The organism is Flavobacterium sp. 1355 (assembly GCF_017833415.1).
Lineage (GTDB): Bacteria > Bacteroidota > Bacteroidia > Flavobacteriales > Flavobacteriaceae > Flavobacterium.
In genome coordinates this window covers 94,534-118,840 of sequence record NZ_JAFICC010000012.1, presented here as the reverse complement: position 1 = coordinate 118,840, position 24,307 = coordinate 94,534, and the positions used below count along the sequence as shown (strand labels likewise).

The following is a 24,307-nucleotide window of genomic DNA, read 5'->3' as shown; positions in this document are numbered from 1 at the left end:
TGTAAGTTATGATGATCATGGAAAAAATAAAAGATATGGCAAAAGGCTTTATAGCCTTATTGCTTCTGGCAATTGCCTTTTCGGGTTGCGAAAATTATAATGAAGAAGTTATAGATAGCCTGATTGTTAGCAGAGAGTTTTCTCCTATCGGACTCACAGCAAAGATTAGAAATCAGACTTCTGTTGAATTAAACTGGACTATTAAAGATGGAGATGCAGAAAATTATGTTATCGAAGTCAGTGAAGATCCTCAATTTAAAACAATTTATAAAACGGTTGAGGTTACTGCAGATCAGCTGCCGGTACAAGTTCCGTTAGAAAGTGAAACAGCTTATTCTATCAGAGTAAAAGCAGTGAGTGCTACTGGTATAGCAGATTCTAAATGGTCAGTTGTCTCAGCAACAACGTTGTCAGAACAATCATTCCTTCTTTCTATAGATGGAGATATAGAAGCAAAGCAGGTTACATTAAGATGGATCCCAAATATAAATGTTACTCAAATAGTAGTAAATCCGGGAGCTATTACACACACCATTACATCGGCAGAAAAGGCAGTTGGTATTGCTGTTGTTAGCGGTTTAACGGGCGAAACCGATTATACTGCAGATTTGATGAACGGTACTAAGAAAAGGGGAAATAAAGCTTTTACGACAGCAATTGACATCGGAACAGGGATTTTGGTTAAGGAAACAGATGATCTGGTTGCTAAAATTAATGACGCAGCTGCAGGAGCAATTTTGGTACTTGAGGCTGGAGATTATAAAATTGCAAGCAGTGAAATTATATTGAATAAATCAATCACAATAAGAGGTTTGCGTAGTTATAATAAACCGGTTATATATGCCAAATTTACAGTGAAAGCAGGAACTGTTAATCTATCCTTAATCGATCTGAATTTGGACGGAACAGGAATCACAGATGCTCATGCTGTTACTCTGGCTGATGCAAATACTACTTATAATGATGTGTTAATTAGTGGCTGCGTAATTCATGATTATGATCGTGCATTACTGTATGCATCTGTTAGTGGGTCAAAGTTATCTTCATTTACAATCGATAACAGTATCGTCAGGAACGTAAATAATACTGTACAAGCAGATCTTATTGATTTCAGAAATACCTACGCAGCAAGTATTGTTGTTAAGAACAGTACCTTTGATACGTGCTCAGCTTTCAGGGATTTTGTTCGTGTAGACGCTGCTTCAGGTTTCAGCGGTACGGGATTGACAACTAATGTCCTAATTGACCACTGTACTTTATATAAAGTTTCGACCAATGTAACACCAAGAAGAATTTTATATATTCGTTTTAATGGAAATGCATCAACAGTAAAAAATACTTTGATTACAGAAACAACGGCACTTTATTCAAACCAGTCAGCAACATTTACTCCGACATTTTCTCAAAATTATTATTATAATGCAGCCAGCTTTATGGATGCAACAATTTCAGGAAATAAAATTGATGCATCTGGAACTGTAGCAAATCCACAATTTATGGACGCTGCAACAGGCAATTTTAAAGTTGGTAATCAAACTTTGATAGATAATAATATTGGTGATCCGCGTTGGATAAATTAAAATAATTCATGTAGTTAGTTTAAGAAGAGGGATGCTTTTGAGTATTCCTCTTCTTTTTTTGGTTTTAGTTTTGGTTACTAAAAACGGCTGTTCCGGCTAAGGAATTCCAATTTTGAATGATATATTATTTAATAATACAATCTAAAATCGAGCAGTTTGCAAAGATTGTAATGTTTCTGATACAATTCTTCTACTACTTCTGTAAGATCATCATTGTCCTGATATAAACTAAAAAAGGCTTTGTCAATTGTGCTGCAGCTCGCAATTTTATTATATGTAGAGCCATAACCCGAAATAGCACGTGCGCCGGTTATGTCAAGAAAATATTGTGCTTCGTCGTTGGTTAAATCTAAGATTTTAAGATTGGCAAAATGAATAATCTTTCCTTTCATTTTACCCTCAAAAAGTTCGGCAATTTCTACCAGACTATAGTAGTAATCGTGCAGGCAAATATTGTTTTCCTGGCCAGGCATTGCCAGATAAATGATTTCATAATCTTTAAAATTATGATCTTCATAGAGTAGGATATTCAGGCTTTCTTCTAGTCCTTCTATCGTATCGCAGGTTTTATGGATACTTGCAATTCCCTGATCAATGGCTAATTCCTCAAGGCATTTTACGACATTTGTTGTGATTTGAATTTCTATATCCGGGACGCCTTCAAGGCAAAATATAAATTTTTCGCTATCCATTACTTTTGTTTCTGATTTTGTTAGAGATTGACGGTCCCTAAATTTTTCAATTAGCAAAAGTATTTTTTATTGTGTATAAACTTGTAAGAAGAATATATTTTTAACTCATTTTTTAGTTTTTTAGTCTCAGTTCCAGTACAATATTCATCCCCAAATGAATTTGCAAATTATGAACTGAGACTTCAAACTGAGACCGGAACTAATTCGCAGTCAAAATTTTATGCCACCATTTTTGCTCTGTATTCTGCAAAATAGTGTTGTTAAGAAAGTTAAGTCTTTTATGTCCGCAGGCAGCACAAAAAGACGCCTTCGGAGTTCGATAAGGTTTAGAACAGCTTTCGCAGGGCGGGCCATACAATTCAATTCTGTGATGCATTATAGCATTGGGTTCTGTTTCTTCGTAATCGGTTAATTCCTTATAATATTCCAGAAGATCTTTAAAACGTTCCTGCCTTGTCATATTACATTTTCCGGTTTCAAAACCATGTCGGTAGAGTTTAGAAGCCATTTTATGCTCATCCTCATTTAACATCGGAACTTCCATTTTACATCGCCAACACCAAAGATGTTCCATAGTTTGATTTGTTTAATTGTAATAGTTTGTCTTTTTGTGATTCTGGCTTTCTTTATCTCTGTATATCTTTTGTTTTATTAAAAAATAGTTGTGATTATTTGTATTTGATTACAAAAATCGTTTTTATTGCTAATAAAAAAGCACGTATAAATACGTGTTTTTTAGTTAACAATAAAAAAATAAACGGACTAGTATACTAGTCCGTTTATTAAGGTATGTAAATCTAATTCCTCAAAATTTTCTCCATCACTTTTCCTTTAGCCAATTCATCAATTAGCTTGTCTAAATAACGAATTTTTTGCATGAGTTTATTTTCAATTTCTTCAATCCGGTAACCACAAATTACACCGGTAATTTTGGATACATTCTGATTCATTTGTGGTGCATTTGCAAAAAAAGTTTCAAAATCAGTTTTGTTATCGATCAGCGTCTGAAGCTGTGGTTCGTTATATCCTGTCAGCCAGAAAATTATAGTATCCACCTCTTCCTTTGTGCGGCCTTTTTTTTCTGCTTTAGCAATATAATGGGGATAAACACTGGCAAATGAAGTTGTAAAAATTCTATGATTTTCCATAATTAAACTCTTTTTAGCTGTATGATTTAATCTTTAGGTTCCCACAATTCAATCTTGTTTCCTTCAATATCAATAATATGAATAAACTTTCCGTAGTCATAAGTTTGTATCTCGTCAACAATAATTACACCTTCTTTTTTTAGCTCAACAACCAACGCCTCCAAATCTGCCACCCTGTAGTTAATCATGAAATCTTTGGTAGATGGCTCAAAATATTTTGTTGTCTCCGGAAACGGGCTCCATTGAGTAGAACCATTAATTGACGGATCAGATTTGTCTTTCCATTCAAAAGTTGCACCATAATCGTTCGTATCAAAGCCGAGATGTGTTTTGTACCATTCTCTCATTTTATTTGGATCGTTGCATTTAAAAAAAATGCCACCTATGCCTGTTACTTTTTTCATGTTTGTTTCGTTAAGTTAAAGCAAAGTAATTTGAAACTATTTTTACTTTTTAGCTAAATTAAGAATTTTTGTAATATTATTTTTAAAGAAAAAATACCTAAGGATTTACTGTGAAAACAAGTTTTGGTTTATTTGTTTGCAATTTGTTTCATAAAAAAATCATGGCCTACAAATGGAAGTGATTTGGCAAGCAGAATCTAAAGCTTAAAAGGCTTTCCTCACACAAACAATATATACTCCGAAGAAACTAATATAAAAAATAAAGCTAATCTTATATAGATTAGCTAAATGGCAAAGAAGTAATTTTATTTATTAAAATGACTAAATTTCTTAACAGAAGTTGTCATTAATTGTCAGGTCTTCTTTAGAAGAGATTGCGAGATCTAAATCCTCTGTGTCGTTAATTGCGCAAAGAGGCTGTTCGTCCCAGTCTCCCCAGTCTCCTTTATATGATTTTACATAAACTAAATCATTATTTTTTTCTGATGTAAAAAGCCGGGTATTAGAAATAGGACAGCTGAAGTTTATAGTTGAATTTTTCATGGGGGTGTAGTATTGGATTAATAATGTTCAAATTTACACCCACTGAAAATGAGATCCTTACATGATAAGTTGATTTTCTTATTTAATTCACATGTATACCTGTTTGCAAGAAATTGAGTAATGCCTTTACCTAAAGTGACTTTGTTTATATTTCTAAATTATCAGCAGCCGAAATCTGGTCCAGTATATTGGTTTGGTTGGGCGAAATGTAATTTTTTACTTCACCAGGGTTTTCCTTTTTAAAAAGAAGGTCAAGAGCATGGTATAGTTTTAATAAAACATCTTTATCTTCTTTAGCAATATCTAAAGCTGTATTAAAGTTAAAAACATAATTATTCGAATTGCGTACTTCTACTTTTATTGTTTTTGATGTGATTTTAAATTTGACTATATCCATTTGTTGTAAATTACTTCGTTTGCAAAAGTAGAAAAAAATAAAAAAATAACTCAGTGTAATACAAAAGTTCAGGTATGATAAATATATTTACTTTTAAATTGTATTTGCATTTTTTTTAAGTTTTGGACTCCAATTTACGAACCGAATCGAAATTATTTCAAATAAAAAACCCTTAAACATTTACTGTTTAAGGGTTTATCTTTTGTAGCGAGGACGGGAGTTGAACCCGTGACCTCAGGGTTATGAATCCTGCGCTCTAACCAACTGAGCTACCTCGCCAAGACTGCATTTAGGAATGTTCCTTATTGCGGGTGCAAAGATAGAAATAATATTAAAGCTTACAAGAATAAAATGAAGAAAAAAAAATATTTTTAAAAACGCATTGTTTTTGGACATATATTCTTATATTTCGAAAAAATTAAAAGTAGCACATGGATCCAAAAATACGTTACGAAATCGAGTTTCCCATAAATTCTTCGCCGCAATTATTATATCAATATATATCAACTCCGTCAGGTTTATCAGAATGGTTTGCTGACAATGTTAACTCAAGAGGGGAATTTTTTACTTTCATCTGGAATGATTCACAGGAAAAAGCACGTCTTGCGTCTAAAAAAACAGGTGAAAAAGTAAAGTTTAAATGGGTTGATGAAAGCAGTAAGGATACTGAATATTTTTTTGAACTTCATATTTTAGTCGATGAACTGACTAAAGATGTTTCATTAATGGTAGTCGATTTTGCAGAAAAAGAAGAAGTTGGCGAAGCTAAACAATTGTGGGAGAATCAAATCTCAGACCTTAAACATCTTATAGGTTCTGTTTAGTAAAAGTCTATTTTATCCCTTATATTTGCCCTGAACAAAATTCAGGGTTTTTTTATGATCAATTTTAACGGAAACTTAATAGAGCGCGAAGAAAATATATTAACTCAAAACCGGGCTTTTTTATATGGAGATGGTGTTTTTGAAACGCTAAAAATAATCAACAATAAAATCTTGTTTCTGGAGGATCATTATTTTAGATTAATGGCATCGATGCGTGTTATCAGAATGGAAATTCCGATGAACTTTACAATGGAATATTTTGAAGAACAGGTTTTAAAAGTGGTTCAGGAAAATAATCTTTCGGCATCTGCAAGAGTCAGAATTACCGTTTTTAGAAATGATGGCGGATTGTACTTGCCAAAAACAAACGAAGTTTCTTTTTTAATTCATGCGACAGCATTAGAAAATACTTTATATACTCTAAAAGCATCACATTATGAAGTTGATTTGTATAAAGATTTTTATGTGACAAAACAATTATTGTCGTCAATTAAAACAACCAACAAACTAATTAATGTTACCGGAAGTATTTATGCACACGAAAACGGCTTAGACAACTGCATTTTGTTAAATGATACAAAGAATGTTGTAGAGGCATTACAAGGAAATCTATTCATGGTGACAGGCAAAAAGCTAATAACTCCACCAGTTTCAGAAGGTTGTCTAAATGGAGTAATGCGCAAGCAAATTTTAGCTTTGGCTAAGAAAATTAATGACATAGAAGTATCCGAAGAAATAATTTCGCCATTTGATCTTCAAAAAGCTGACGAATTATTCCTTACAAATGTAATCACAGGGATACAGTCGATAAGTAAATATCGAAAAAAAGAGTTTACAAATAATCTGGCTCATTTATTAGTGCAGAAGCTAAATGAATCTATATCTGAAAATTAATTCAGATATGGATTTTCAGGTGCATTTGACCAAATAAGATAATCCCCGCCCAGCTCAATTATTTGTTCTTTCCAAAAATGAGTGGTAGATTTTCCGATAATTTTGTTTTTATAATTATTATCGGCAATAATCCAGGAGTTTCCCTGCATCTCATTCTCAAGCTGATTTTCGTCCCAACCGGTATAACCTAAGAAAAAGCGAATATTATTTTTACTAATAGATCCGTTGTTTATTAAATCTTTGGTTGATTCAAAATCCCCTCCCCAATAAATCCCATTAGAAATCTCGACACTATTCGGGATTAACTCTGGAATATTGTGAATGAAATAAAGATTGTCCTGTTCTACAGGCCCCCCGTTATATATCTTAAAAGTAGCATCAATCTCCGGAATTAAATCATTAATAGTATATTTTAATGGTTTATTAATGATAAAACCTATTGATCCTTCTTTGTTATGGTCTGCTAATAAAATTACCGATCTGTTGAATGATAAATCTCCAATTATTGAAGGCTCGGCAATAAGCAGGTGTCCTTTTTTTAATTTTTCTGAAATCATACGGCTACAATTTTTATTAAATTTAGTCATAAAATTTTTAAAAACCCAATAAAATCGTTAAACCGCATAAAAAAACCCTCCACAAGGAGGGTTTTAATTATAATATAAGTTTAGAGAACTTTTCTTACTTAGTTCACTGCACCTTCTAATTCAGCACCAGCTTTAAATTTCACTACATTTTTAGCAGCGATTTTAATAGTTTTTCCAGTTTGTGGATTTCTACCGTCTCTTGCAGCTCTAGCAGACACTGACCATGATCCGAAACCTACTAATGAAATTCTTCCTCCTTTTTTCAAAGTAGTTCCTACATTACCTAAAAAAGATTCTAAAGCTAATTTTGCCGCAGCTTTTGTGATTCCTGCATCAGCAGCGATAGCATCGATTAATTCTGATTTGTTCATAATAATTAGTTATTAATTGTTGGTTAAAAAAAAAATTGTTAATACACAAATTTAGTAGGAAATCCGTTGCGTGCAAGCGTTTTACCTAATTTTAGCAAAAATTGTTGATAACTTACTTTTTTTGTTCATAAAGCATGTTGTTTATCGATCAAAAACAGGTAGAAACCCCTGTTTTATTGGCCTTAATAGACTTTTGCTTCCTCAGAAAAAGTAAACCCATTTAGCAATTCTGCAACCTGCATTCTCTTTTTCCCGGGTAATTGCAAACTCAAAAGTAAAATATAACCATTCTTAATAGCAATTTTGATTTCTTTTTTACTGCTAATTACCTTTCCAATTTCATCAGAATGAGATTCTTCTATCAGTTTGGCATCGTATATTTTAATGCTTAATTCTTCATTTTTATCTTTTAGAAAACACCATGCAGCCGGATATGGACTCAAACCACGAATCAAATTATTGATTTCATCACCAGATTTTGTCCAGTCGATCTTACAATTTTCTTTATTAAGTTTATAAGCAGTTTTAATTTCAGCATTATCTTCCTGGATTGTTGTAATTACGTTTCCTTTTTCAATAACCTTCAGAGTATCAATTACAGTCGTGCTTCCTAGATTCATTAAACGGTCATGTAATTGTCCCGCATTTTCTGTTGGTTCAATTGCAATCTCCGAGTTCAGAATCATTGCTCCGGTGTCGATTTTATCGTCTATAAAAAAAGTAGTAACGCCTGTTTTGGTTTCTCCGTTAATAATGGCCCAGTTAATTGGAGCCGCACCGCGATAATTTGGCAGTAAAGAAGCATGAAGATTAAAAGTTCCTAAATTTGGCATTTCCCAAACTACTTTTGGCAGCATTCTAAAGGCAACAACAATCTGCAGGTTAGCATTTAAAGATTTTAGTTCTTCCAAAAAACTTTCATCTTTTAAGTTTGTTGGCTGTAATAAAGGCAAGTTGTTTGCCAAAGCATATTCTTTTACAGCCGAATATTTTATTTTTTGTCCACGTCCTGCAGGTTTGTCCGCTGCCGTGATCACGCCCACAACATCATAATTGTTTTTAATTATGGTATCCAAAATGCCAACAGCAAATTCCGGAGTTCCCATAAATATGATTCTCAATTTTTCCATTATAATTTTAAAGTGTATTTATTGTTCGGTTGTATAATAATATAGTTGTTTTCTAATAATTCCTGAAGCGCCAGAATAATATCTGAAGCATCCATTTTTATTTGAGTCTGAATTTCTCTTGAGGTTAGTGCAGCGGTTTTTAGCAAAGCCAAAATTTTATCTGCAATAGAATCTGCTTCTGTAATTTTGCCTTTCTGTGTAATGCAGTAGGAGCAGACACCACAATTAGAATTTGTTTCTTCTCCAAAATAATCCAGAATCAAACGGTTTTTGCAAGTCCTGTTTTCCTTTATATAATGAAGAACAGACATAAGCTGTTCTTTTTTAAGCTGATTTTGTTTCTCTAAATATTTCGCAACTCTGTTGATAGTCAGATCGTCTTCGCGAACTTCATTAAATAAAATAGTAGCGTCGTTGTTTTTAGATTTATATTCAATAATTCCCTTTTCTCTCAGTTTTTCCAGAACAGCACTAACTTGTGCTTCAGAATGATTTGATTTTTTTGCAATTAAAGGTAAATTAAACGGAACTTTCATATCGTAAATTCCGGGATATGTTCTCAAAATAGCCAATAAAATTTCTTCATCATTTGGATTGAGGCTTATATATCGAATCACTTCCTTAGATTCAATCAAAAACTGAATAGTTATCTTTTCAGAAAATTCCTGAGACATCGTAATTATTCCCTGCTGATTCAAAAACTGTAAAGCATTATAAGTTTTCAGTGTAGAAAAGTCATATTTCTGGCAGAAATGATTCATCTTAAAAGAAAAAGAATCGTCTAAACCTTCCCCATAGGCTATTTGAAAATAGTTGCAGAGTTTATTGTAAACCGATTTTAGGAATTTTTTATCTGGCAGAACACTTAAAAACTGCTGTTCTGTCTGGCCTCTGTCAGAGGCGTTGGTCAATAAAACAGCAAAAGATTTACCGCCGTTTCTTCCGGCTCTTCCAGATTCCTGATAATAATTTTCAATATTTTCCGGAAGCTGTGTGTGAATAACCGTTTTTACATTGTCTTTGTCAATTCCCATTCCAAATGCATTCGTAGCCACAATAACCTGAGCTTGTTCAGACATCCATAACTGCATGTTTTTATCTTTCTCTTTTGCAGAAAGTCCGCCGTGATAATAGGTTGCCCTAAAACCAAGAGATTGTAATTGCGTTGCGATGTTTAAACAAGATTTTCTGTTTCGCACATATATTATAGAAGGCTGTGGATTTTTTTTCAGAATTTGTTCAACCCGATATAATTTGTCTTCAACTTCAAAAACCATGTAAGCTATATTTTCCCTCGCAAAAGACTGCTGAAAAAACTTGGTATCTTTTAATTCCAATTCAGTTTTAATATCTTCAATTACTCTCGGAGTTGCTGTAGCAGTAAGAGCTAAAAAAGGAATTTTAGGAAAGAATTTTTTGAGTTCGGAAATCTTTAAATACGCTGGTCTAAAATCATGTCCCCACTGCGAAACACAATGCGCTTCATCAATAGCAATTAAATTTATGGGTAAATTTTTGATGCGCTCCAAAATCCAATCCGACTGAAGTCTTTCTGGAGAAAGATATAAAAATTTGTAATTTCCATATTGGCAATTGTCCAGAAGATCAATGATTTCTTCTGTATGAATACCACCTGTAAGAGCAATAGCTTTAATATCCCTTTTTTGCAAATTAGCAACCTGGTCTTTCATTAGAGCAATCAAAGGAGAGATTACAAGGCAGATTCCGTCCTGCATCATTGCCGGAACCTGAAAACAAATCGATTTTCCGCCGCCGGTAGGTAATAAGGCAAAAGTATCCTGACCATCCAAAACCGAATCAATAATTTCTTTTTGAAGCGGTCTAAAGCTGTCGTGTTTCCAGTATTTTAAAAGAATTTCCTGCGCTTGAAGCATCGCTTTCGTTTTAAAGTTAAAAATTTAGAAATCAGTTTCTAGTTTACAACTTTAAACCAAATACTAAATTTTATCTAAGATATAAAGAATTCTGTTCTCCACCGTATCTTTCGGCACTTCTATTAAGTCATAACCGTACTTCTTATAGGTTTCGATAAGATGTTTTTGAATTTCCAATGCCTGTTCAAAATTCTCATAACGTTCCGTGTCGCTCTGATAAATTTCTTCCCAAGGCGGTAAAATAAAAGTTTTAGAATATTTAAAATCCTCACAGGCTTTTGTAAAATGCTCCGGATATTCATCACCAATATAATCCATATAAGCAACAACATCTGGAATTCCTCTGTCAATAAAAACCACATTATGAGATTCTTCTTTGGCATTTTTAAATTGCTGAATGCGTCCTTCCAGCAACATTTCGCTAAACAATAAAGGTTCTTCCAGAAACAACTGGTCAATACCCCGCTGCTGTGCTTCGAGTGTAACTTGTCTTGAAATTTCAGGATAACAACAGTAGCCACAAGCCACCAATTCGTTAATAAGCGTAGATTTTCCTGTACCAGGACCACCAAGGAGAACTATGATTTCTTTTTGCACTATTCTAAAAATAAAGCGCAAATTTACCTAAACTTATTCATAATTAAAAAGAATATTTATCAGAAGCGAAAGATTTGGCATTTTTGGCCGTCATGGGTTCCTGCTGTTCGCTGCAATCTTTTGCTTTTTAAAGAAAAAAGCAAAAGGATTTCCGCTGCCATCAGGGCTAATAGGAGAGATGGTTTTGTTTTTTTGGGAGATATTAAAGTTGTTTTCTGCGAGGTTTTCAAACTTTGAGGGAATATTAATTCTTAAATATTTCCCACCATTTTCTTTTAGGTTCTTCAATAATAATAACTCTTGTGTTGTCTATTATTTGATTTCCATCAAAATCAATAACATATTCATTAGATTGGAAATCAAATAAACGTATTGTATTGTTTTCTATATTGAATTCTTTTTGATCTTCATTATTTACCCAAATATCTCTTCCTCCAAAACGCCAAACAATTCCTCCTTCATATGTGATTCTAAAGATTTCTGATTCTCCATGAATTATAAAATCCTTTTCAAGTTTGTAGATGGCAAAGTTTGTTGCCCAATCAAATTCTTTATGCCAAACCAGTTTTAATGTGGGAATTTCTAAACAATAAATTTTATTGCATACACAAATCCATATTTTATCATCATCAATTATAAATGAATTTTTGTCTATTCCTGTTGCACCACCAACTTCACATAGTATTACATTTGAAATTTCAATTCCATTTTCTTTAACAATAACAGCATGTTTGCTTGTCGAGTGAAATTTATCTTCTTGATGTTTACCTTCAAAATAGACATTTTGATAGTGGCGGAAATTAGAAGTTGAATTTAAACAGTAATTAGCATCGTTAAATATTTCGATTTCAAAATTCTTATATATGTTTTTCATTTTCTTACTCACAAAATAAATACTTCCCAGAATCCGCGACTTTCTTCGAAGGCACAATCAAATGCGATTCAAACTTCTTTCCTTTCAAGACATCATTCACAAAATCCAGAACATATTGCTGTCCATCATGAAAAAGATAACCTGAGAATTCATGTCCGCCACCGCAAAAAGTTATCAGTTCAATGTCCTTATGTAGTTCTTTCATATGATTGTAAACCGCATAAGAACCAAATAAAATTAACCAGCCAGAAGCATTGGTTGGGCAGGAGCGATGCGAACCCGCGCTGTAAGGAACCGTGTCGTCATTACTGCCATGCGCCAGTAACATGGGCATCGCTTTTTCTTTCGTAATTAAATTAATATCCTGAATAGCACCCGAACCGCCAACAAAACCGGAATATTTAAAGTTTTCGGGCAAATTGTTTTTGTATAAATTCATTAGTTTATAATCCCAAAATGAGGCATGAAAACCAATTTCTGCACCCGCACTAATTCCGGAAATAAAGATTTTTGAAGCATCAAGATTGTATTTGTCTGCGTTTTCAATTAAAAATGAAGTTGCCTGCCACATATCGCTTACACCAATCTGAATCGCTTTTATTTTTTCGGTTAAAGTTCCTTTACAGCCAAAATCTTTTCCTTTCATGTATAAACTGTATGAAATACTCGCAACCGCATAACCGTTTTTCGCCATAAACATCCCAAATTCTTTTTCGCTGGTACGTTCCCCGCCAGAAAATCCTCCGCCGAAAGCAAACATAATTAACGGAATTTTTTCTCCGGTTTTTTTCTTTGGCAGGTATAAATCTAAATCCAGTTTGATGGTGTCATTTTGGAAATAAGTAATCGTTTTGATTTCCTGTGCTTTCATCGAGCTGAACGTGATCGCAATAAGAAGGAGAAAAATGTTTTTTTTCATAGTATTGTAGTTTAATCTGAAAAGACGAAAGTTAGTTAAGGATTCGAATTTAAAAATCCTGCCACTTTGCGTGATGTTTTTACAGCGAAGTTTTTCAAATATAAAAGTTTGCCACGAATTCCACTAATTCCCACTAATTTTATTTACGACTTGTTCTAAACAATGCTAAATTTCAAGTTTTTTTGATTATCTTAATTAGTGAAAATTTGTGAAATTCGTGGCAGAAAATCAGTCGTTTTCGTTTCCTGAAAAATCTAAAATCTAAAATCAAAAATCTGAAATCAAAAACGTATCTTTGCGTTTATTTTTAATTACGAATGGAGAACGATAAAGAAAAAAACACCGCCGAATTTTACGAACGATTAAAAGTAGAATTGGATAACTCAAATACTTGGCCAGCAGAATACTTATATAAATTTATTGTGCCTTCTGTAGCTGATAATGTAGAGAGAGTCGAAAAAGCTTTTGACAGAATGGGAGCGGTTATCAAAACCACAAAATCTAAAACAGGTAAATTTACCAGCGTTTCTGTAGATGTTACGATGAATAGTGCTGATGAAGTGATTGGCAAATACAAAGAAGTTTCTACAATAGAAGGTATAGTTTCATTATAACTTATGGTCGAAAAATATAAAAAAGAAGTCGCAAACGACGTTGTTTTTAATTTAGAATACAATTCTGAAAGACAGCGTTTACTTATTCCCGAATATGGTCGTCATTTACAAAAACTGATTGACCAGGCAACTGGTATTGAAGATGCTGAAACACGCAATAAAGCTGCGAAATACATTATTCAGGTTATGGGGAGCCTAAATCCGCATTTGCGTGATGTGCCCGATTTTCAGCATAAACTTTGGGATCAGTTGTTTATTATGTCTGATTTTAAATTAGATGTAGAATCTCCATATCCAATTCCTTCAAGAGATGTATTGCAATTAAAACCAGATGTTTTACAATATCCTCAAAACTTTCCTAAATACAGATTTTATGGTAACAATATCAAATACATGATAGATGTTGCTAATAAATGGGAAGATGGCGAAATGAAAAATGCATTGGTATTGGTGATTGCCAATCACATGAAAAAATCTTTTTTGAGCTGGAATAAAGACACTGTAAAAGACGATGTGATCTTTGAGCACTTATATGAATTGTCCGACGGAAAAATCAACTTGCTGCAAAGTACAGAAGAGCTTTTGAACACAACTGATTTAATGCGTACCAATAAGCGTATGTCAAATAAAATTTCACCAGTCGGACAGCCAAAAATTCAAAGCAACAAAAACAATAATAATAAAGGCGGAAAACAAAAAACTTTTCAGAAAAATAACAATCAAAAATAAAGTTGCTAAGATACTAAGGCACTAGATGCTAAGATTTAGCGCAGAACCTTAGATTCTCAGAACCTCAGAACCTTAAAAAAAGAACATGGGAATATTTAAAATCGAAGGCGGAATACCTTTAAAAGGAGAAATCACTCCACAAGGAGCAAAAAATGAGGCATTACAAATTTTATGTGCTGTACTTCTTACAGGAGAAAAAGTAAGAATTAATAATATTCCTGATATTATAGACATCAATAAATTAATCACATTGCTGGGTAATTTAGGTGTAAAAATCCAACGCAATGAACCGGGTTCTATTACGTTTCAGGCCGATGAGGTAAATGTTGGATATTTAGAAACAGAAGCTTTCAAAAAAGAAGGAGGAGCACTTCGTGGTTCTATTATGATTGTTGGACCGCTTTTGGCTCGTTTTGGAAAAGGATATATTCCAAAACCAGGAGGAGATAAAATTGGACGCCGTAGATTAGATACGCACTTTGAAGGTTTTATTAACCTTGGAGCAAAATTCAGATATAACAGAGAAGATCACTTTTATGGAGTAGAATCTCCTGAAGAAGGATTACAAGGAACAGATATGCTTCTTGACGAAGCTTCTGTAACCGGAACCGCAAACATTGTAATGGCTGCTGTTTTAGCAAAAGGACAAACTACAGTTTATAACGCTGCATGCGAACCTTATTTACAGCAATTGTGTAAAATGCTAAACTCTATGGGAGCAAAAATCACCGGAGTTGGCTCAAACTTATTGACTATTGAAGGTGTTGAAAGCCTTGGCGGATGCGAGCATAGAATCCTTCCGGATATGATAGAAATCGGTTCGTGGATTGGTCTTGCCGCTATGACAAAAAGCGAAATTACAATAAAAAATGTAAGCTGGGAAAACTTAGGTTTGATTCCGAATACATTCAGAAAACTTGGAATTACGATTGAAAGACGTGGTGATGATATTTACATTCCGGCTCACACAGACGGATATGAAGTAAAAACTGATATTGATGGGTCGATCTTAACTATTGCCGATGCGCCATGGCCAGGATTTACTCCTGACTTATTAAGTATCGTTTTGGTTGTGGCAACACAAGCAAAAGGCGATGTTTTAATTCACCAAAAAATGTTCGAAAGCCGTTTGTTTTTCGTAGATAAATTGATTGATATGGGAGCAAAAATCATGTTATGTGATCCACACAGAGCTGTGGTTATGGGACATAATTTTGAATCTCAATTAAAAGCTACAACAATGTCATCTCCGGATATTCGTGCGGGGATTTCATTATTAATTGCAGCTTTATCAGCTAAAGGAACAAGCACGATTCAAAATATTGAGCAGATCGATCGTGGATACGAACGCATTGACGAGCGTTTAAGAGCAATCGGAGCAAAAATCGTGAGAGCATAAAACATAAAAAGTTAGCTTCGAATTACACGAATTCACACGGATTTATTTAGATTTTTAGATTAAAAATGCTAATTCAACTTAAATAATTAGTGATAATTAGTGTAATTCGTGGCAAAAAAAACATAGCTCAGCTAAAAAAGCGGAAATGACGAATGAACAAAAAGCTATAAAAGCTACCTATTTTAGTATAGCTGGAAATACCTGCCTGGCCCTTGTAAAAGGTCTCGCAGGTTTTTTTGGCAATTCATACGCCTTGATTGCAGATGCCATCGAATCGACTACGGATATATTTTCTTCTTGCCTCGTTTTATTCGGAATCAAATATTCTAATAAACCTGCAGATGAAAACCATCCTTATGGTCACGGTCGTGCAGAACCTTTAATAACGTTTTTGGTTGTGGGATTTCTTATTACTTCTGCAACAATTATTGGATACGAAAGTATCTCGAATATTAACACATCACACAATTTGCCAAAATCCTGGACTTTGTACATTTTGGGGGCCATTATAATCTGGAAAGAATATTCGTTTCGTGTAGTGATGAACAGAAGCAGACAAACCAATAGTTCAGCATTAGCAGCAGATGCCTGGCACCACCGTAGTGATGCAATAACATCGGTAGCGGCGTTTATCGGAATTTCTGTTGCGTTGATTATGGGTAAAGGTTATGAGTCTGCAGATGACTGGGCGGCACTTTTTGCAGCTTTTTTTATTTTGTACAACAGTTACAAAATCTTCAGACCGGCACTTGGCGAAATCATGGATGAAAACTTAAATGATGATCTGGTAGAGGAAATCCGTGTGAAGTCATTAACAGTTCCGGGAATTTTGGGAACCGAAAAATGCTTCATCCGAAAAGCCGGTATGAGATATCATGTTGATCTTCATGCAATAGTTTCAGCAAATATATCCGTAAAAGAAGGTCACGACTTATCGCATAAACTACAAGACACCTTAAAAGAACTTATTCCGCAGTTAGGAAATGTTCTGATACATATAGAACCGGATGATTATCACTGAGGAAGGTTCTAAGTTGCTAAGATTCTAAGGTTCTGAGTTAAGCACCTTATATTTTTTTTCAAAGTTTTAAACTTTGACAAAGGTTAAAGTTATAATCCGTTTATTCTCATAGGAGGATTAAACGGATTTTTTATATACAATTGTCAGTTCGGGCGAAGTCGAGAACCCGCAAAGTGTTTCAAGGGAATGCCTCGCAACTTAGAACCTTAGCGGCTCAGAACCTCAGAGCCTTTAATTCAAAACATTCAAAATCTTCAGTCCAAACACAATACCATTTTGCTCAATTCCACCTTGATAAGAATGCACATAATCAATTCTAAATAATTTAAATTTGCCAAAACCAAGATTATCCAAACCAATCGTAAACTCAGAATAAGGTTTTCTGTTGGGAATTGACAAAGAATGAAATCCTAGATTCATTGTTGATTTTAAGAGATTCAGAAACGGAATCTTATTCATTATAAACCCCATATCATTGTGTTCTAAATGCATTTCAAAGTAACTGTCGTTTGTGCTGTTGGCATAATACGGCATCAAATTAAAAACATTCAAATAGCGATCACTTGTGCCAATGTGTGTTTGATTTCCGTTGAAATGTCTGTAATCAATAAAAGAAATATTTTCGGCGTTAAAGAATTTTCCCGCTCTAAGATTCATTCCTAATAGGCCTTTGTTTCCTAAAGATAGATCATATTGAACAGCAGCGCCCAAACGTTCAAATTCATACTTTTTTTCATTGGCAGCAAATGCCTTTTCAAATGCTAAAAATACTGTTGGATATTTGTCATCTTTAAAATTATATCTTCCGTCAGGTCTTGAAATGTATTTGTTTCCAAAGTTAATCCTTGCAGTCAGATTGGCTTTAAACAAATGGTGAGGATCAAAAGCAGGAGTTTCAAAATCATTTGGCGCCAGCGGATTGTTAGAAGAATAAAAATCATCTTTTTTGAAAAATGAATAATCTGTAGTATTAAAAAGCGGTTTTCGTTGTTCATAACCTACTTTTGCATTCAGATTAATTCCGTTTGCAATATCTTGCGAATAGTTAATCTGAGCGAATTCCAAATTATAGAGCTTTATATAATTATCCTTAAAAAACAAAGAACTTATTGAATTTACAAATTTACTAATTGGTTCCGCACTGTTGAATTGTGCTACTTTTGTTCCTCCGGAAACATTTATTGAAGCATAATTGATATTGTTGAATTTGTGATTGAATTCTGCTGTAGCACGAAAACGCTCGTCAGAAAATCCATAATTAAAAGTAGTTTTTACAGCAGTACTTTTTCCGTTTTCCTCATTCCATTTTTTAAATGAAAAACCGGAATCAAGATTAAATCCCTGAACGGTATTAAAGCTTAGGGAAGTAATATTCAGTAAGCCATCATATTCAAAAGAATATTTTTTAAAAGTATTTTTGTATTCATAACCTTTTAAAATATCCCAAATTTTAAATTTGTTGGTTTTTGCATCAATTGAATCTGTGTATTTTTGAGATTTTCGAATAGTTTGCAGACTATCTTTTTTTGTGTAGTCGGCATTTTCTTCCAGGGTTAAAGGAATTGGGCGAATCTGGTTCCAGAATTCATCATCTTTTTTATTGGCATTTAAATCAAAAGCAACAATTTCATTCCCAAAAGTTTTCTTTTCAAACGAATCCGGAAACTCATAATTTGAGTAAATATAATTGAATTGTCCTGAAAATTTTACACCAAAAATTCCCGCATTAAAAGATAATGTCTGAGCATTTTTTGACCAGATTTTGTTGGTAGCATTATAACTAAAACTTTGTTTAAGAGTCATGATTTCGGTAAACTCATTTTTCATCCGATACCCTTTTATATCGAGATCTAAGGCATAAATGGCAAAACTATCATCAACTATATAAATATATCCTTCAAAAACGGGTTCTTTATCACGTTTTGGTGTTACTTTAATTTTATGTATTTCATTATTGTTATCGTCAAAAAATGTGCCTTCGAGTTTGTAATTGTAATAACTGAAAGCATTGCTGGCAATTGGGGAAATCAATTTTATGTCGAAATCCAAAGTATTGTCATAAAAATCATAAGTTGACAAAGCTGCCGTATTATAACTGTATCCTCTATTATTGCCTGAAATTTTTGAAGCAATAATATTCTCTTTAAGTTTATTGGGTTTTTCGAAAGTAACCTTAGAAATGGTTTCAGAAAGATACAAAATTCCTGTTCCGGTAGAATCAAGATTAGAAGCCATATCTTCACCAAGGTCTATTTTTTGGCCTAATATTTTTTTGGGTAAATCCTTGACTTTAAAAATTCCTTTAGAATAAAAATCGGCTCTGTATCGGGATGTTTTTTCAGAATTTTCTTTTTTGTTCGCTATCGCACTTTTTATAATTGCATTTGCAGGATTATTTTTCGGGTCAATTATAACTTCATTCAAAGTAAAACTTTCTTCCTGCATTTTTACATCCAGAACAACCGTCTTTGAATTTGCTGTTACGGCTATCTTTTGAGTTTTAAAACCTAAATATTGAAAAGTGATTTTGTTTTTGCCAACCTCTTTTACGTTAAGCTGATATTTTCCCTGCTCATTTGAAGTTGTTCCGGTGTAAGTGTTCTCTTCCAATACGGAAACATACGGCAGAGGGTTTCCCTTTTCATCGGTTATGGTTCCTTTGATTTGGGCAAAGCTGGTAATGGGAAAAAATAAAACGGCGAATAAAATAAAGTTTTTCATGAAAGTTCTTTCTCTAACAAAAATAAAATAACTTAAAATCGCAGCTATTAAAAATTTGTTAAATAAAGACTTACAGAAATGACTGTATAGCCAAATCGTAGCTTTTTAATCCAAAACCTAAAATGACACCTTTGGCATTTCCTGATAAATAAGATTGATGCCTGAAGCTTTCGCGTGCATACGTATTAGAAATATGTACTTCTATTACCGGAGTTGTAACAGCTTTTATAGCATCACCTAAACCAATTGAAGTGTGGGTGTAAGCACCGGCATTTAAAATAATTCCGTCAAATGAAAAACCACATTCCTGAATTTTTCCAATCAGTTCACCTTCAATATTACTTTGATAATAAGAAAGTTCAATGTTTGGATATTTTTTTTGTAACGTTTCAAAATAATCTTCAAAGGTTTGACTTCCGTAAACTTCAGGTTCTCTTTTTCCTAAAAGATTCAAATTGGGGCCATTAACAATACAAATTTTCATAAGTGTAATTTTAATTAAATGAATGAACCATTAAGTATTCATTGACAGTAAAAATAAAAAAACCGCTCCAATTAAGAGAGCGGTTTTTAGAAAAGTATGTTATATTATTTTTTAGAACAAGAATCCGGCAGAGATTTGCACTGTTGAATTTTTAACGTCAGCGTCTTTAGATGCTTCTGTTAGACCTAAACCATAACGGCCCTGTACAAAAAAGTTTTTGGTAATTTTAAATCCTAATCCGGCATTAAGCCCAAATTCGAATGTTTCTCCATTTTCTACATCAAAATCATTTTTTTCGCTTACTAAAAAAGATGCTTGTGGACCAACTTCCAGACTAAATGAATCTGTTAAATAAAATTTAGCCATTACAGGAATAGATATATAACCCAATTCGTTTTTAAAATCTTGAACTGCAGTTTTGTAGTTTGCTCCCTGAGTAGAGTATAAAAGCTCTGGTTGGATTGCAAATCTGTCTAGTAATTTTATTTCTGCAACTAAACCCGCATGATAGCTTGTGATTCCTTCTTTATCAAATTCAACACCTTCTAAAGATGCATCTCCTGTCTGGTTGGCAAAGTTAACCCCTGCTTTTACTCCAAATTGCACTAATTGAGCCTGAATTGATGCTGATGTTGCAATGAACAATACAGCTGCTAAAAATATTTTTTTCATAATTTCTTTTAGATTAAAGTTGTTTTATTAACTCAAAACTACAGAATAGCTGTATTTATTGTATTATGTTTTAGATAAAATTATTTTTAGAATTCACATGTTAGCTAAATTATTTGTTATTCCATGGGAGTTCATTCCCTCAATTTCCTGTTTTTGAAGTCCTTGTAAAAAGCAAAAAAACATTTGTCTTATTTTAATAGTCTGCGTACTGTTTGTGGCTATTTATTTACAAGTCTGTTTCTACTTTTGGTCTTGTAATTTAAAAAAACAGATCATGAAAAAAATTATTTTAGCTGCTATTGCAGTAATGTCGTTTGGTTTTGCAAATGCACAAGAGCAAACTGCAAAAGGAAAATGGTTAATTGAAGCTAATACTGGTTTTGGTGCCGGAGTAGGTTCAACATCTTTTGGATTGGCATCATCTGATGGCAATACACAATGGAATATTGGTGCAGAAGGCGGATATTTCGTTGCTAATAACTTAGCTGTAAAATTAGGTTTAGGTTATGGAGATGATGGAGAAGACAGTAGTACTTTTGCTTACAAAGTTGGAGCGAAATATTATGTTGCAAACAAATTTCCTCTAGAGGTTTCTTATAATGGTCTAAGTTATAAAGGAGCAGATGAAAATCCATCATTTTTAGGTTTACAAGGTGGTTATGCTTGGTTCTTAGGGAAAAATGTATCTGTTGAGCCTGGTGTAAGATATAATATTTCATTAAATGATGATTATTATAAAAGTGCTTTCCAATTTAACGTTGGATTTGCATTACACTTCTAAAAAATTAGTTGCTTTTTAAAAAAACCTTCCTCTTACGAGGGAGGTTTTTTTGTTTTGGCAAATATTTAAAATCTATTCATTTTTATTTTAACATAATTTTTTGGCCTAATTACTACTTTTTTAGTTAAAATGCAAATAATTTTTTAGTAAGTATAAGTGTATATTTGTTCATTAAAAATTTTAACCAAAACAAATCAGAATGAAAAAAATTATGTTAACTGCTGCTGCAGTAATGGCTTTCGCATTCTCAAATGCACAAGAAACTAAGTTTGGAGTTAAGGGTGGTCTTAACATTGCTAACCTTGGTGGAGATGTTGAAGATACATCTTCAAAAATTGGATTCCACGTAGGTGGTTTTGCAGAATTCAAAATTTCTGACAAATTTGCTATTCAACCAGAGCTTTTGTTTTCAACTCAAGGAGCTAAAACAGAATGGTCTGATGAAGGTGTTAGAGTGGAAGAGAAATTAAATTTGAGCTACCTTAATATTCCAGTAATGGCAAAATTTTATGTAGCAGAGAAATTTAGTCTTGAAGCTGGTCCACAAATTGGATTCTTACTAAGTGCTAAGTCAAAGGTTGAAGCTGGAGATTTTTCAGATGAAGTTGATGTAAAAGATGCTTACGAATCAATTGACTTTGGTGTAAACTTCGGAGCTGGATATGATTTTACAGAAAACCTTTCTGCTGGTGTTAGATATAACTTAGGTTTATCTAATATAGCTAAAACAGAAGATGGAGAAGATTTTAAAATGAACAACAGTGTATTCTCTGTATCTGTAGGATATAAATTCTAATATTTTATTTAAGATATTTAAAAGGCCTTCCAATTTGGAAGGCTTTTTTTATGCTATTTTCTTTTATCATTATGATTCTATCTATAATAAGCAATAATATTCGTTAAAAAACAAATAAATTTTTATGAAGTAAAGTTTTATATTTGATTAATTAATTCTAAACCAAACAAATAAAATGAGAAAGATTATTTTATCTGCAATTGCAGTAATGGCATTTGGATTTACAAATGCTCAGGAAACAAGATTTGGAGTAAAAGGAGGATTAAACCTTTCTAATATTACAGGAGGAAATGTTGACGGTACTAAATCACTAGTTGGATTTCATGTTGGAGGTTTTGCCGAAATTAAAATTGCTGAAAAGTTTGCAATTCAACCAGAACTTTTATATTCTGCCCAAGGAAGTACATTTGAAGCAGGTCCATTTTTTGGAGATTTTGATGTTAAATTAAATTATTTGAATATTCCTGTTTTAGCTAAATATTACATTGTTCCAAAATTTAGTGTTGAAGCAGGTCCACAACTTGGCGTTTTATTATCTGCAAAATCTGAAGGTGAAGATATTAAAGATGGCTTTAAGTCTGTCGATTTTGGATTTAATTTGGGAGCTGGTTTCCATTTTACTGAAGATCTTTCTATCAATCTTCGCTACACAATTGGTTTGTCACCTATTGCTGATGATGCAGATATTGATAATGAAGAAGAGTATTATGATAGTGCTAAAAATAGTAACCTTGCATTGTCTTTAGCGTATAAATTTTAAATATCAAATTTACAAAATGCAAGCCTTCCAGTGATGGGAGGCTTTTTTTATTACGCTTGTTTCCTTGTGTTTTTTTTAACATTATTATCTCTCATTATTAAATTATTTGTTAAAAAACAAATCCATTTTTAGTTTGTATAGCTTTATATTTGACCCATTAATTTTAACCATAACAAATAAAATGAAGAAAATTATTTTATGTGCTATTGCAATAATGGCATTCGGGTTTACAAATGCCCAAAAAGCTCGATTTGGAGTAAAGGGAGGTCTTAATATTGCTACTATTGGCGGTGCTAACGATGCAAATTCCTTAATAGGTTTTCAATTAGGTGGTTTTGCTGAAATCAATGTTTGGAAAAAACTGTACATTCAGCCAGAACTTTTATTTTCTGCTCAGGGCGCTAAATTTGATGGTTACTATGGTGAGCGTGACTATACCGTAAATTTGAACTATATCAATGTTCCTGTTTTAGCTAAATATTATATCACAAAGCAATTTAGTGTTGAAGCTGGACCACAACTTGGATTACTTGTCTCTAGTGAAAATATTGAAGATGAAAAGTCAGTTGACGTTGGCTTTAATCTAGGAGCGGGATATAATTTTACAGATAATTTCTCTGTTGGTATTCGTTATACTATTGGTTTGACAAGTATCTACGATTACAACGATTATTATGATGATTATGATGGTTATTATTATGACAATAGATATTCAAATAATGTTTTAGCATTAACTGCGGCGTATAAATTCTAATTCTTTCAGGATATTAAAACCTTCCTTAAATGGGAAGGTTTTTTTTTGAAATTAAATTATAAAAAAAATCAAAAACAATGAAAAAAAATATTTTAATAATAGCTGCAGTTTTGATGTTTGGATTATCAAATGCTCAGGAAGCCAAGTTTGGTTTAAAAGGAGGGTTAAACATTTCAAATTTTTCAGGTGATACCGAGGGAATAGATTTTAAATCCAGAATAGGATTTAATGTTGGGGCATTCTTAGAAATAAAATTATCAGATAAATTTGCTATACAACCTGAGGTTTTATATGCTACTCAAGGTGCTACTGCAGATGATTTTGTAGACCTTGAAAGTGGTATTACTGGAGACGTTGCTTTTAAACTTAACTATATAAATATTCCAGTTATGTTTAAGTATTATGTTGCGGAAAAATTTAATATTGAAGCAGGACCTCAAATAGGTTTTTTAACTTCTGCAAAAACAACTACTAAATTAAATGGTTATTCAGGGAAGCATGATATGGATGTTAAGGATATGTTTGAATCTATTGATTTTGGTTTAAATTTTGGGGCTGAATATGATTTTACAGAGCACATCTCTGCAGGATTAAGATACAACTTAGGTTTGGCAAATATTGCTAAAACTGAAGAAGAAGATGATTCAAAAGTTCATAATGGTGTTTTTTCATTATCAATTGGATACAAATTCTAATAATTGACTTATTTTATATAAACCTT

General features: G+C 32.9%; 28 protein-coding genes and 1 tRNA gene. 12 read left to right on the top strand and 17 right to left on the bottom strand.

The window, feature by feature from the left end; all coding sequences use genetic code 11:
* The first annotated feature begins 17 nt into the window (after positions 1–17).
* Complete coding sequence (locus JOD96_RS16425) at positions 18–1,580, top strand: DUF5123 domain-containing protein (protein ID WP_209565311.1); 1,563 nt, start codon at positions 18–20, stop codon at positions 1,578–1,580.
* 128 nt (positions 1,581–1,708) lie between these two features.
* On the opposite strand, the gene JOD96_RS16420 is transcribed toward JOD96_RS16425, so the two are convergent.
* The 7 genes from JOD96_RS16420 to JOD96_RS16390 all read right to left on the bottom strand — a co-directional run bounded on the left by JOD96_RS16420 (position 1,709) and on the right by JOD96_RS16390 (position 5,043).
* Positions 1,709–2,272 (bottom strand): DUF6642 family protein, encoded by a 564-nt coding sequence (locus tag JOD96_RS16420; RefSeq protein WP_209565310.1) that lies wholly within the window; start codon positions 2,270–2,272, stop codon positions 1,709–1,711.
* 199 nt (positions 2,273–2,471) lie between these two features.
* On the bottom strand, positions 2,472–2,846 hold the full coding sequence (locus tag JOD96_RS16415) for a hypothetical protein (RefSeq protein WP_209565309.1): 375 nt from the start codon (positions 2,844–2,846) through the stop codon (positions 2,472–2,474).
* A gap of 223 nt (positions 2,847–3,069) precedes the next feature.
* The gene (locus JOD96_RS16410) at positions 3,070–3,420 is read right to left on the bottom strand and encodes a DUF2200 domain-containing protein (RefSeq protein WP_209565308.1); all 351 of its coding nucleotides are present in this window, start codon (positions 3,418–3,420) and stop codon (positions 3,070–3,072) included.
* Between the two features lie 26 nt (positions 3,421–3,446).
* Positions 3,447–3,824, bottom strand: a complete 378-nt coding sequence (locus tag JOD96_RS16405) for a VOC family protein (RefSeq protein ID WP_209565307.1) — start codon at positions 3,822–3,824, stop codon at positions 3,447–3,449.
* A gap of 330 nt (positions 3,825–4,154) precedes the next feature.
* Positions 4,155–4,367: a hypothetical protein gene (locus JOD96_RS16400; protein ID WP_209565306.1), complete on the bottom strand. Its 213-nt coding sequence runs from the start codon at positions 4,365–4,367 to the stop codon at positions 4,155–4,157.
* Between the two features lie 145 nt (positions 4,368–4,512).
* A complete protein-coding gene (locus JOD96_RS16395; RefSeq protein WP_209565305.1) occupies positions 4,513–4,764 on the bottom strand; it encodes a hypothetical protein in 252 nt (83 codons plus the stop codon).
* Between the two features lie 205 nt (positions 4,765–4,969).
* Positions 4,970–5,043, bottom strand: a tRNA-Met gene (locus tag JOD96_RS16390).
* A gap of 152 nt (positions 5,044–5,195) precedes the next feature.
* On the opposite strand from JOD96_RS16390, the gene JOD96_RS16385 reads away from it, so the two are divergent.
* Together JOD96_RS16385 and JOD96_RS16380 are read left to right on the top strand one after the other, a co-directional pair.
* On the top strand, positions 5,196–5,588 hold the full coding sequence (locus tag JOD96_RS16385; protein ID WP_026984135.1) for an START-like domain-containing protein: 393 nt from the start codon (positions 5,196–5,198) through the stop codon (positions 5,586–5,588).
* Positions 5,589–5,642: 54 nt separating this feature from the next.
* The gene (locus JOD96_RS16380) at positions 5,643–6,482 is read left to right on the top strand and encodes an aminotransferase class IV (protein WP_209565304.1); all 840 of its coding nucleotides are present in this window, start codon (positions 5,643–5,645) and stop codon (positions 6,480–6,482) included.
* Here the strand turns inward: JOD96_RS16380 and JOD96_RS16375 are convergent.
* The 7 genes from JOD96_RS16375 to JOD96_RS16345 all read right to left on the bottom strand — a co-directional run bounded on the left by JOD96_RS16375 (position 6,479) and on the right by JOD96_RS16345 (position 12,855).
* On the bottom strand, positions 6,479–7,039 hold the full coding sequence (locus JOD96_RS16375) for a YqgE/AlgH family protein (RefSeq protein ID WP_089054126.1): 561 nt from the start codon (positions 7,037–7,039) through the stop codon (positions 6,479–6,481). The two genes, JOD96_RS16380 and JOD96_RS16375, sit on opposite strands and share 4 nt — an antisense overlap.
* Before the next feature lie 128 nt (positions 7,040–7,167).
* Positions 7,168–7,440: an HU family DNA-binding protein gene (locus JOD96_RS16370; protein ID WP_012022249.1), complete on the bottom strand. Its 273-nt coding sequence runs from the start codon at positions 7,438–7,440 to the stop codon at positions 7,168–7,170.
* Between the two features lie 182 nt (positions 7,441–7,622).
* Positions 7,623–8,570: a methionyl-tRNA formyltransferase gene (fmt, locus tag JOD96_RS16365; RefSeq protein ID WP_209565303.1), complete on the bottom strand. Its 948-nt coding sequence runs from the start codon at positions 8,568–8,570 to the stop codon at positions 7,623–7,625.
* Entirely contained in the window at positions 8,570–10,465 is a 1,896-nt protein-coding gene (locus JOD96_RS16360; protein ID WP_209565302.1) for an ATP-dependent DNA helicase RecQ, read from the bottom strand. The genes fmt and JOD96_RS16360 overlap by 1 nt, the downstream gene beginning before the upstream one ends.
* Positions 10,466–10,528: 63 nt before the next feature.
* The gene (locus JOD96_RS16355) at positions 10,529–11,062 is read right to left on the bottom strand and encodes an AAA family ATPase (RefSeq protein WP_209565301.1); all 534 of its coding nucleotides are present in this window, start codon (positions 11,060–11,062) and stop codon (positions 10,529–10,531) included.
* Positions 11,063–11,306: 244 nt separating this feature from the next.
* Positions 11,307–11,936, bottom strand: coding sequence for a hypothetical protein (locus JOD96_RS16350; protein ID WP_209565300.1), 630 nt, complete (start codon positions 11,934–11,936; stop codon positions 11,307–11,309).
* Between the two features lie 4 nt (positions 11,937–11,940).
* Positions 11,941–12,855: an alpha/beta hydrolase family protein gene (locus JOD96_RS16345; protein WP_209565299.1), complete on the bottom strand. Its 915-nt coding sequence runs from the start codon at positions 12,853–12,855 to the stop codon at positions 11,941–11,943.
* Between the two features lie 317 nt (positions 12,856–13,172).
* Here JOD96_RS16345 and JOD96_RS16340 point away from each other — a divergent pair, with 317 nt between their 5' ends.
* The 4 genes from JOD96_RS16340 to JOD96_RS16325 all read left to right on the top strand — a co-directional run bounded on the left by JOD96_RS16340 (position 13,173) and on the right by JOD96_RS16325 (position 16,618).
* On the top strand, positions 13,173–13,469 hold the full coding sequence (locus JOD96_RS16340; protein WP_209565298.1) for a DUF493 family protein: 297 nt from the start codon (positions 13,173–13,175) through the stop codon (positions 13,467–13,469).
* A 3-nt stretch (positions 13,470–13,472) separates the two neighbouring features.
* Positions 13,473–14,198 carry a DUF4290 domain-containing protein gene (locus JOD96_RS16335; RefSeq protein WP_209565297.1) on the top strand — a complete coding sequence of 242 codons (726 nt, stop codon included), beginning with the start codon at positions 13,473–13,475 and terminating at the stop codon, positions 14,196–14,198.
* A gap of 85 nt (positions 14,199–14,283) precedes the next feature.
* Positions 14,284–15,597 (top strand): UDP-N-acetylglucosamine 1-carboxyvinyltransferase, encoded by a 1,314-nt coding sequence (gene murA / locus JOD96_RS16330; RefSeq protein WP_209565296.1) that lies wholly within the window; start codon positions 14,284–14,286, stop codon positions 15,595–15,597.
* 145 nt (positions 15,598–15,742) lie between these two features.
* A complete protein-coding gene (locus tag JOD96_RS16325; RefSeq protein ID WP_209565295.1) occupies positions 15,743–16,618 on the top strand; it encodes a cation diffusion facilitator family transporter in 876 nt (291 codons plus the stop codon).
* Between the two features lie 231 nt (positions 16,619–16,849).
* On the opposite strand, the gene JOD96_RS16320 is transcribed toward JOD96_RS16325, so the two are convergent.
* The 3 genes from JOD96_RS16320 to JOD96_RS16310 all read right to left on the bottom strand — a co-directional run bounded on the left by JOD96_RS16320 (position 16,850) and on the right by JOD96_RS16310 (position 20,495).
* Positions 16,850–19,339, bottom strand: coding sequence for a DUF5686 and carboxypeptidase regulatory-like domain-containing protein (locus tag JOD96_RS16320; protein ID WP_209565294.1), 2,490 nt, complete (start codon positions 19,337–19,339; stop codon positions 16,850–16,852).
* 70 nt (positions 19,340–19,409) lie between these two features.
* Positions 19,410–19,823, bottom strand: coding sequence for a type II 3-dehydroquinate dehydratase (gene aroQ / locus JOD96_RS16315; RefSeq protein ID WP_209565293.1), 414 nt, complete (start codon positions 19,821–19,823; stop codon positions 19,410–19,412).
* A 111-nt stretch (positions 19,824–19,934) separates the two neighbouring features.
* Positions 19,935–20,495: a porin family protein gene (locus JOD96_RS16310; RefSeq protein WP_209565292.1), complete on the bottom strand. Its 561-nt coding sequence runs from the start codon at positions 20,493–20,495 to the stop codon at positions 19,935–19,937.
* Positions 20,496–20,769: 274 nt separating this feature from the next.
* Here JOD96_RS16310 and JOD96_RS16305 point away from each other — a divergent pair, with 274 nt between their 5' ends.
* The 5 genes from JOD96_RS16305 to JOD96_RS16285 all read left to right on the top strand — a co-directional run bounded on the left by JOD96_RS16305 (position 20,770) and on the right by JOD96_RS16285 (position 24,281).
* The gene (locus JOD96_RS16305) at positions 20,770–21,276 is read left to right on the top strand and encodes a hypothetical protein (RefSeq protein WP_209565291.1); all 507 of its coding nucleotides are present in this window, start codon (positions 20,770–20,772) and stop codon (positions 21,274–21,276) included.
* A gap of 199 nt (positions 21,277–21,475) precedes the next feature.
* A complete protein-coding gene (locus JOD96_RS16300; protein WP_209565290.1) occupies positions 21,476–22,072 on the top strand; it encodes a porin family protein in 597 nt (198 codons plus the stop codon).
* Between the two features lie 175 nt (positions 22,073–22,247).
* Positions 22,248–22,832 (top strand): porin family protein, encoded by a 585-nt coding sequence (locus JOD96_RS16295; protein ID WP_209565289.1) that lies wholly within the window; start codon positions 22,248–22,250, stop codon positions 22,830–22,832.
* A 214-nt stretch (positions 22,833–23,046) separates the two neighbouring features.
* Entirely contained in the window at positions 23,047–23,586 is a 540-nt protein-coding gene (locus tag JOD96_RS16290) for a porin family protein (RefSeq protein ID WP_245188431.1), read from the top strand.
* A 77-nt stretch (positions 23,587–23,663) separates the two neighbouring features.
* Positions 23,664–24,281 carry a porin family protein gene (locus JOD96_RS16285; RefSeq protein ID WP_209565288.1) on the top strand — a complete coding sequence of 206 codons (618 nt, stop codon included), beginning with the start codon at positions 23,664–23,666 and terminating at the stop codon, positions 24,279–24,281.
* Positions 24,282–24,307 lie beyond the last annotated feature (26 nt).

What these genes read in the sequence shown, in the direction of transcription:
- JOD96_RS16425 (WP_209565311.1), top strand. Translation starts at nt 18, where the DNA reads ATGGAAAAAATAAAAGATATGGCAAAAGGCTTTATAGCCTTATTGCTT.
- JOD96_RS16420 (WP_209565310.1), bottom strand. Translation starts at nt 2,272, where the DNA reads ATGGATAGCGAAAAATTTATATTTTGCCTTGAAGGCGTCCCGGATATA.
- JOD96_RS16415 (WP_209565309.1), bottom strand. Translation starts at nt 2,846, where the DNA reads ATGGAACATCTTTGGTGTTGGCGATGTAAAATGGAAGTTCCGATGTTA.
- JOD96_RS16410 (WP_209565308.1), bottom strand. Translation starts at nt 3,420, where the DNA reads ATGGAAAATCATAGAATTTTTACAACTTCATTTGCCAGTGTTTATCCC.
- JOD96_RS16405 (WP_209565307.1), bottom strand. Translation starts at nt 3,824, where the DNA reads ATGAAAAAAGTAACAGGCATAGGTGGCATTTTTTTTAAATGCAACGAT.
- JOD96_RS16400 (WP_209565306.1), bottom strand. Translation starts at nt 4,367, where the DNA reads ATGAAAAATTCAACTATAAACTTCAGCTGTCCTATTTCTAATACCCGG.
- JOD96_RS16395 (WP_209565305.1), bottom strand. Translation starts at nt 4,764, where the DNA reads ATGGATATAGTCAAATTTAAAATCACATCAAAAACAATAAAAGTAGAA.
- JOD96_RS16385 (WP_026984135.1), top strand. Translation starts at nt 5,196, where the DNA reads ATGGATCCAAAAATACGTTACGAAATCGAGTTTCCCATAAATTCTTCG.
- JOD96_RS16380 (WP_209565304.1), top strand. Translation starts at nt 5,643, where the DNA reads ATGATCAATTTTAACGGAAACTTAATAGAGCGCGAAGAAAATATATTA.
- JOD96_RS16375 (WP_089054126.1), bottom strand. Translation starts at nt 7,039, where the DNA reads ATGATTTCAGAAAAATTAAAAAAAGGACACCTGCTTATTGCCGAGCCT.
- JOD96_RS16370 (WP_012022249.1), bottom strand. Translation starts at nt 7,440, where the DNA reads ATGAACAAATCAGAATTAATCGATGCTATCGCTGCTGATGCAGGAATC.
- fmt (WP_209565303.1), bottom strand. Translation starts at nt 8,570, where the DNA reads ATGGAAAAATTGAGAATCATATTTATGGGAACTCCGGAATTTGCTGTT.
- JOD96_RS16360 (WP_209565302.1), bottom strand. Translation starts at nt 10,465, where the DNA reads ATGCTTCAAGCGCAGGAAATTCTTTTAAAATACTGGAAACACGACAGC.
- JOD96_RS16350 (WP_209565300.1), bottom strand. Translation starts at nt 11,936, where the DNA reads ATGAAAAACATATATAAGAATTTTGAAATCGAAATATTTAACGATGCT.
- JOD96_RS16345 (WP_209565299.1), bottom strand. Translation starts at nt 12,855, where the DNA reads ATGAAAAAAAACATTTTTCTCCTTCTTATTGCGATCACGTTCAGCTCG.
- JOD96_RS16340 (WP_209565298.1), top strand. Translation starts at nt 13,173, where the DNA reads ATGGAGAACGATAAAGAAAAAAACACCGCCGAATTTTACGAACGATTA.
- JOD96_RS16335 (WP_209565297.1), top strand. Translation starts at nt 13,473, where the DNA reads ATGGTCGAAAAATATAAAAAAGAAGTCGCAAACGACGTTGTTTTTAAT.
- murA (WP_209565296.1), top strand. Translation starts at nt 14,284, where the DNA reads ATGGGAATATTTAAAATCGAAGGCGGAATACCTTTAAAAGGAGAAATC.
- JOD96_RS16325 (WP_209565295.1), top strand. Translation starts at nt 15,743, where the DNA reads ATGACGAATGAACAAAAAGCTATAAAAGCTACCTATTTTAGTATAGCT.
- JOD96_RS16320 (WP_209565294.1), bottom strand. Translation starts at nt 19,339, where the DNA reads ATGAAAAACTTTATTTTATTCGCCGTTTTATTTTTTCCCATTACCAGC.
- aroQ (WP_209565293.1), bottom strand. Translation starts at nt 19,823, where the DNA reads ATGAAAATTTGTATTGTTAATGGCCCCAATTTGAATCTTTTAGGAAAA.
- JOD96_RS16310 (WP_209565292.1), bottom strand. Translation starts at nt 20,495, where the DNA reads ATGAAAAAAATATTTTTAGCAGCTGTATTGTTCATTGCAACATCAGCA.
- JOD96_RS16305 (WP_209565291.1), top strand. Translation starts at nt 20,770, where the DNA reads ATGAAAAAAATTATTTTAGCTGCTATTGCAGTAATGTCGTTTGGTTTT.
- JOD96_RS16300 (WP_209565290.1), top strand. Translation starts at nt 21,476, where the DNA reads ATGAAAAAAATTATGTTAACTGCTGCTGCAGTAATGGCTTTCGCATTC.
- JOD96_RS16295 (WP_209565289.1), top strand. Translation starts at nt 22,248, where the DNA reads ATGAGAAAGATTATTTTATCTGCAATTGCAGTAATGGCATTTGGATTT.
- JOD96_RS16290 (WP_245188431.1), top strand. Translation starts at nt 23,047, where the DNA reads ATGGCATTCGGGTTTACAAATGCCCAAAAAGCTCGATTTGGAGTAAAG.
- JOD96_RS16285 (WP_209565288.1), top strand. Translation starts at nt 23,664, where the DNA reads ATGAAAAAAAATATTTTAATAATAGCTGCAGTTTTGATGTTTGGATTA.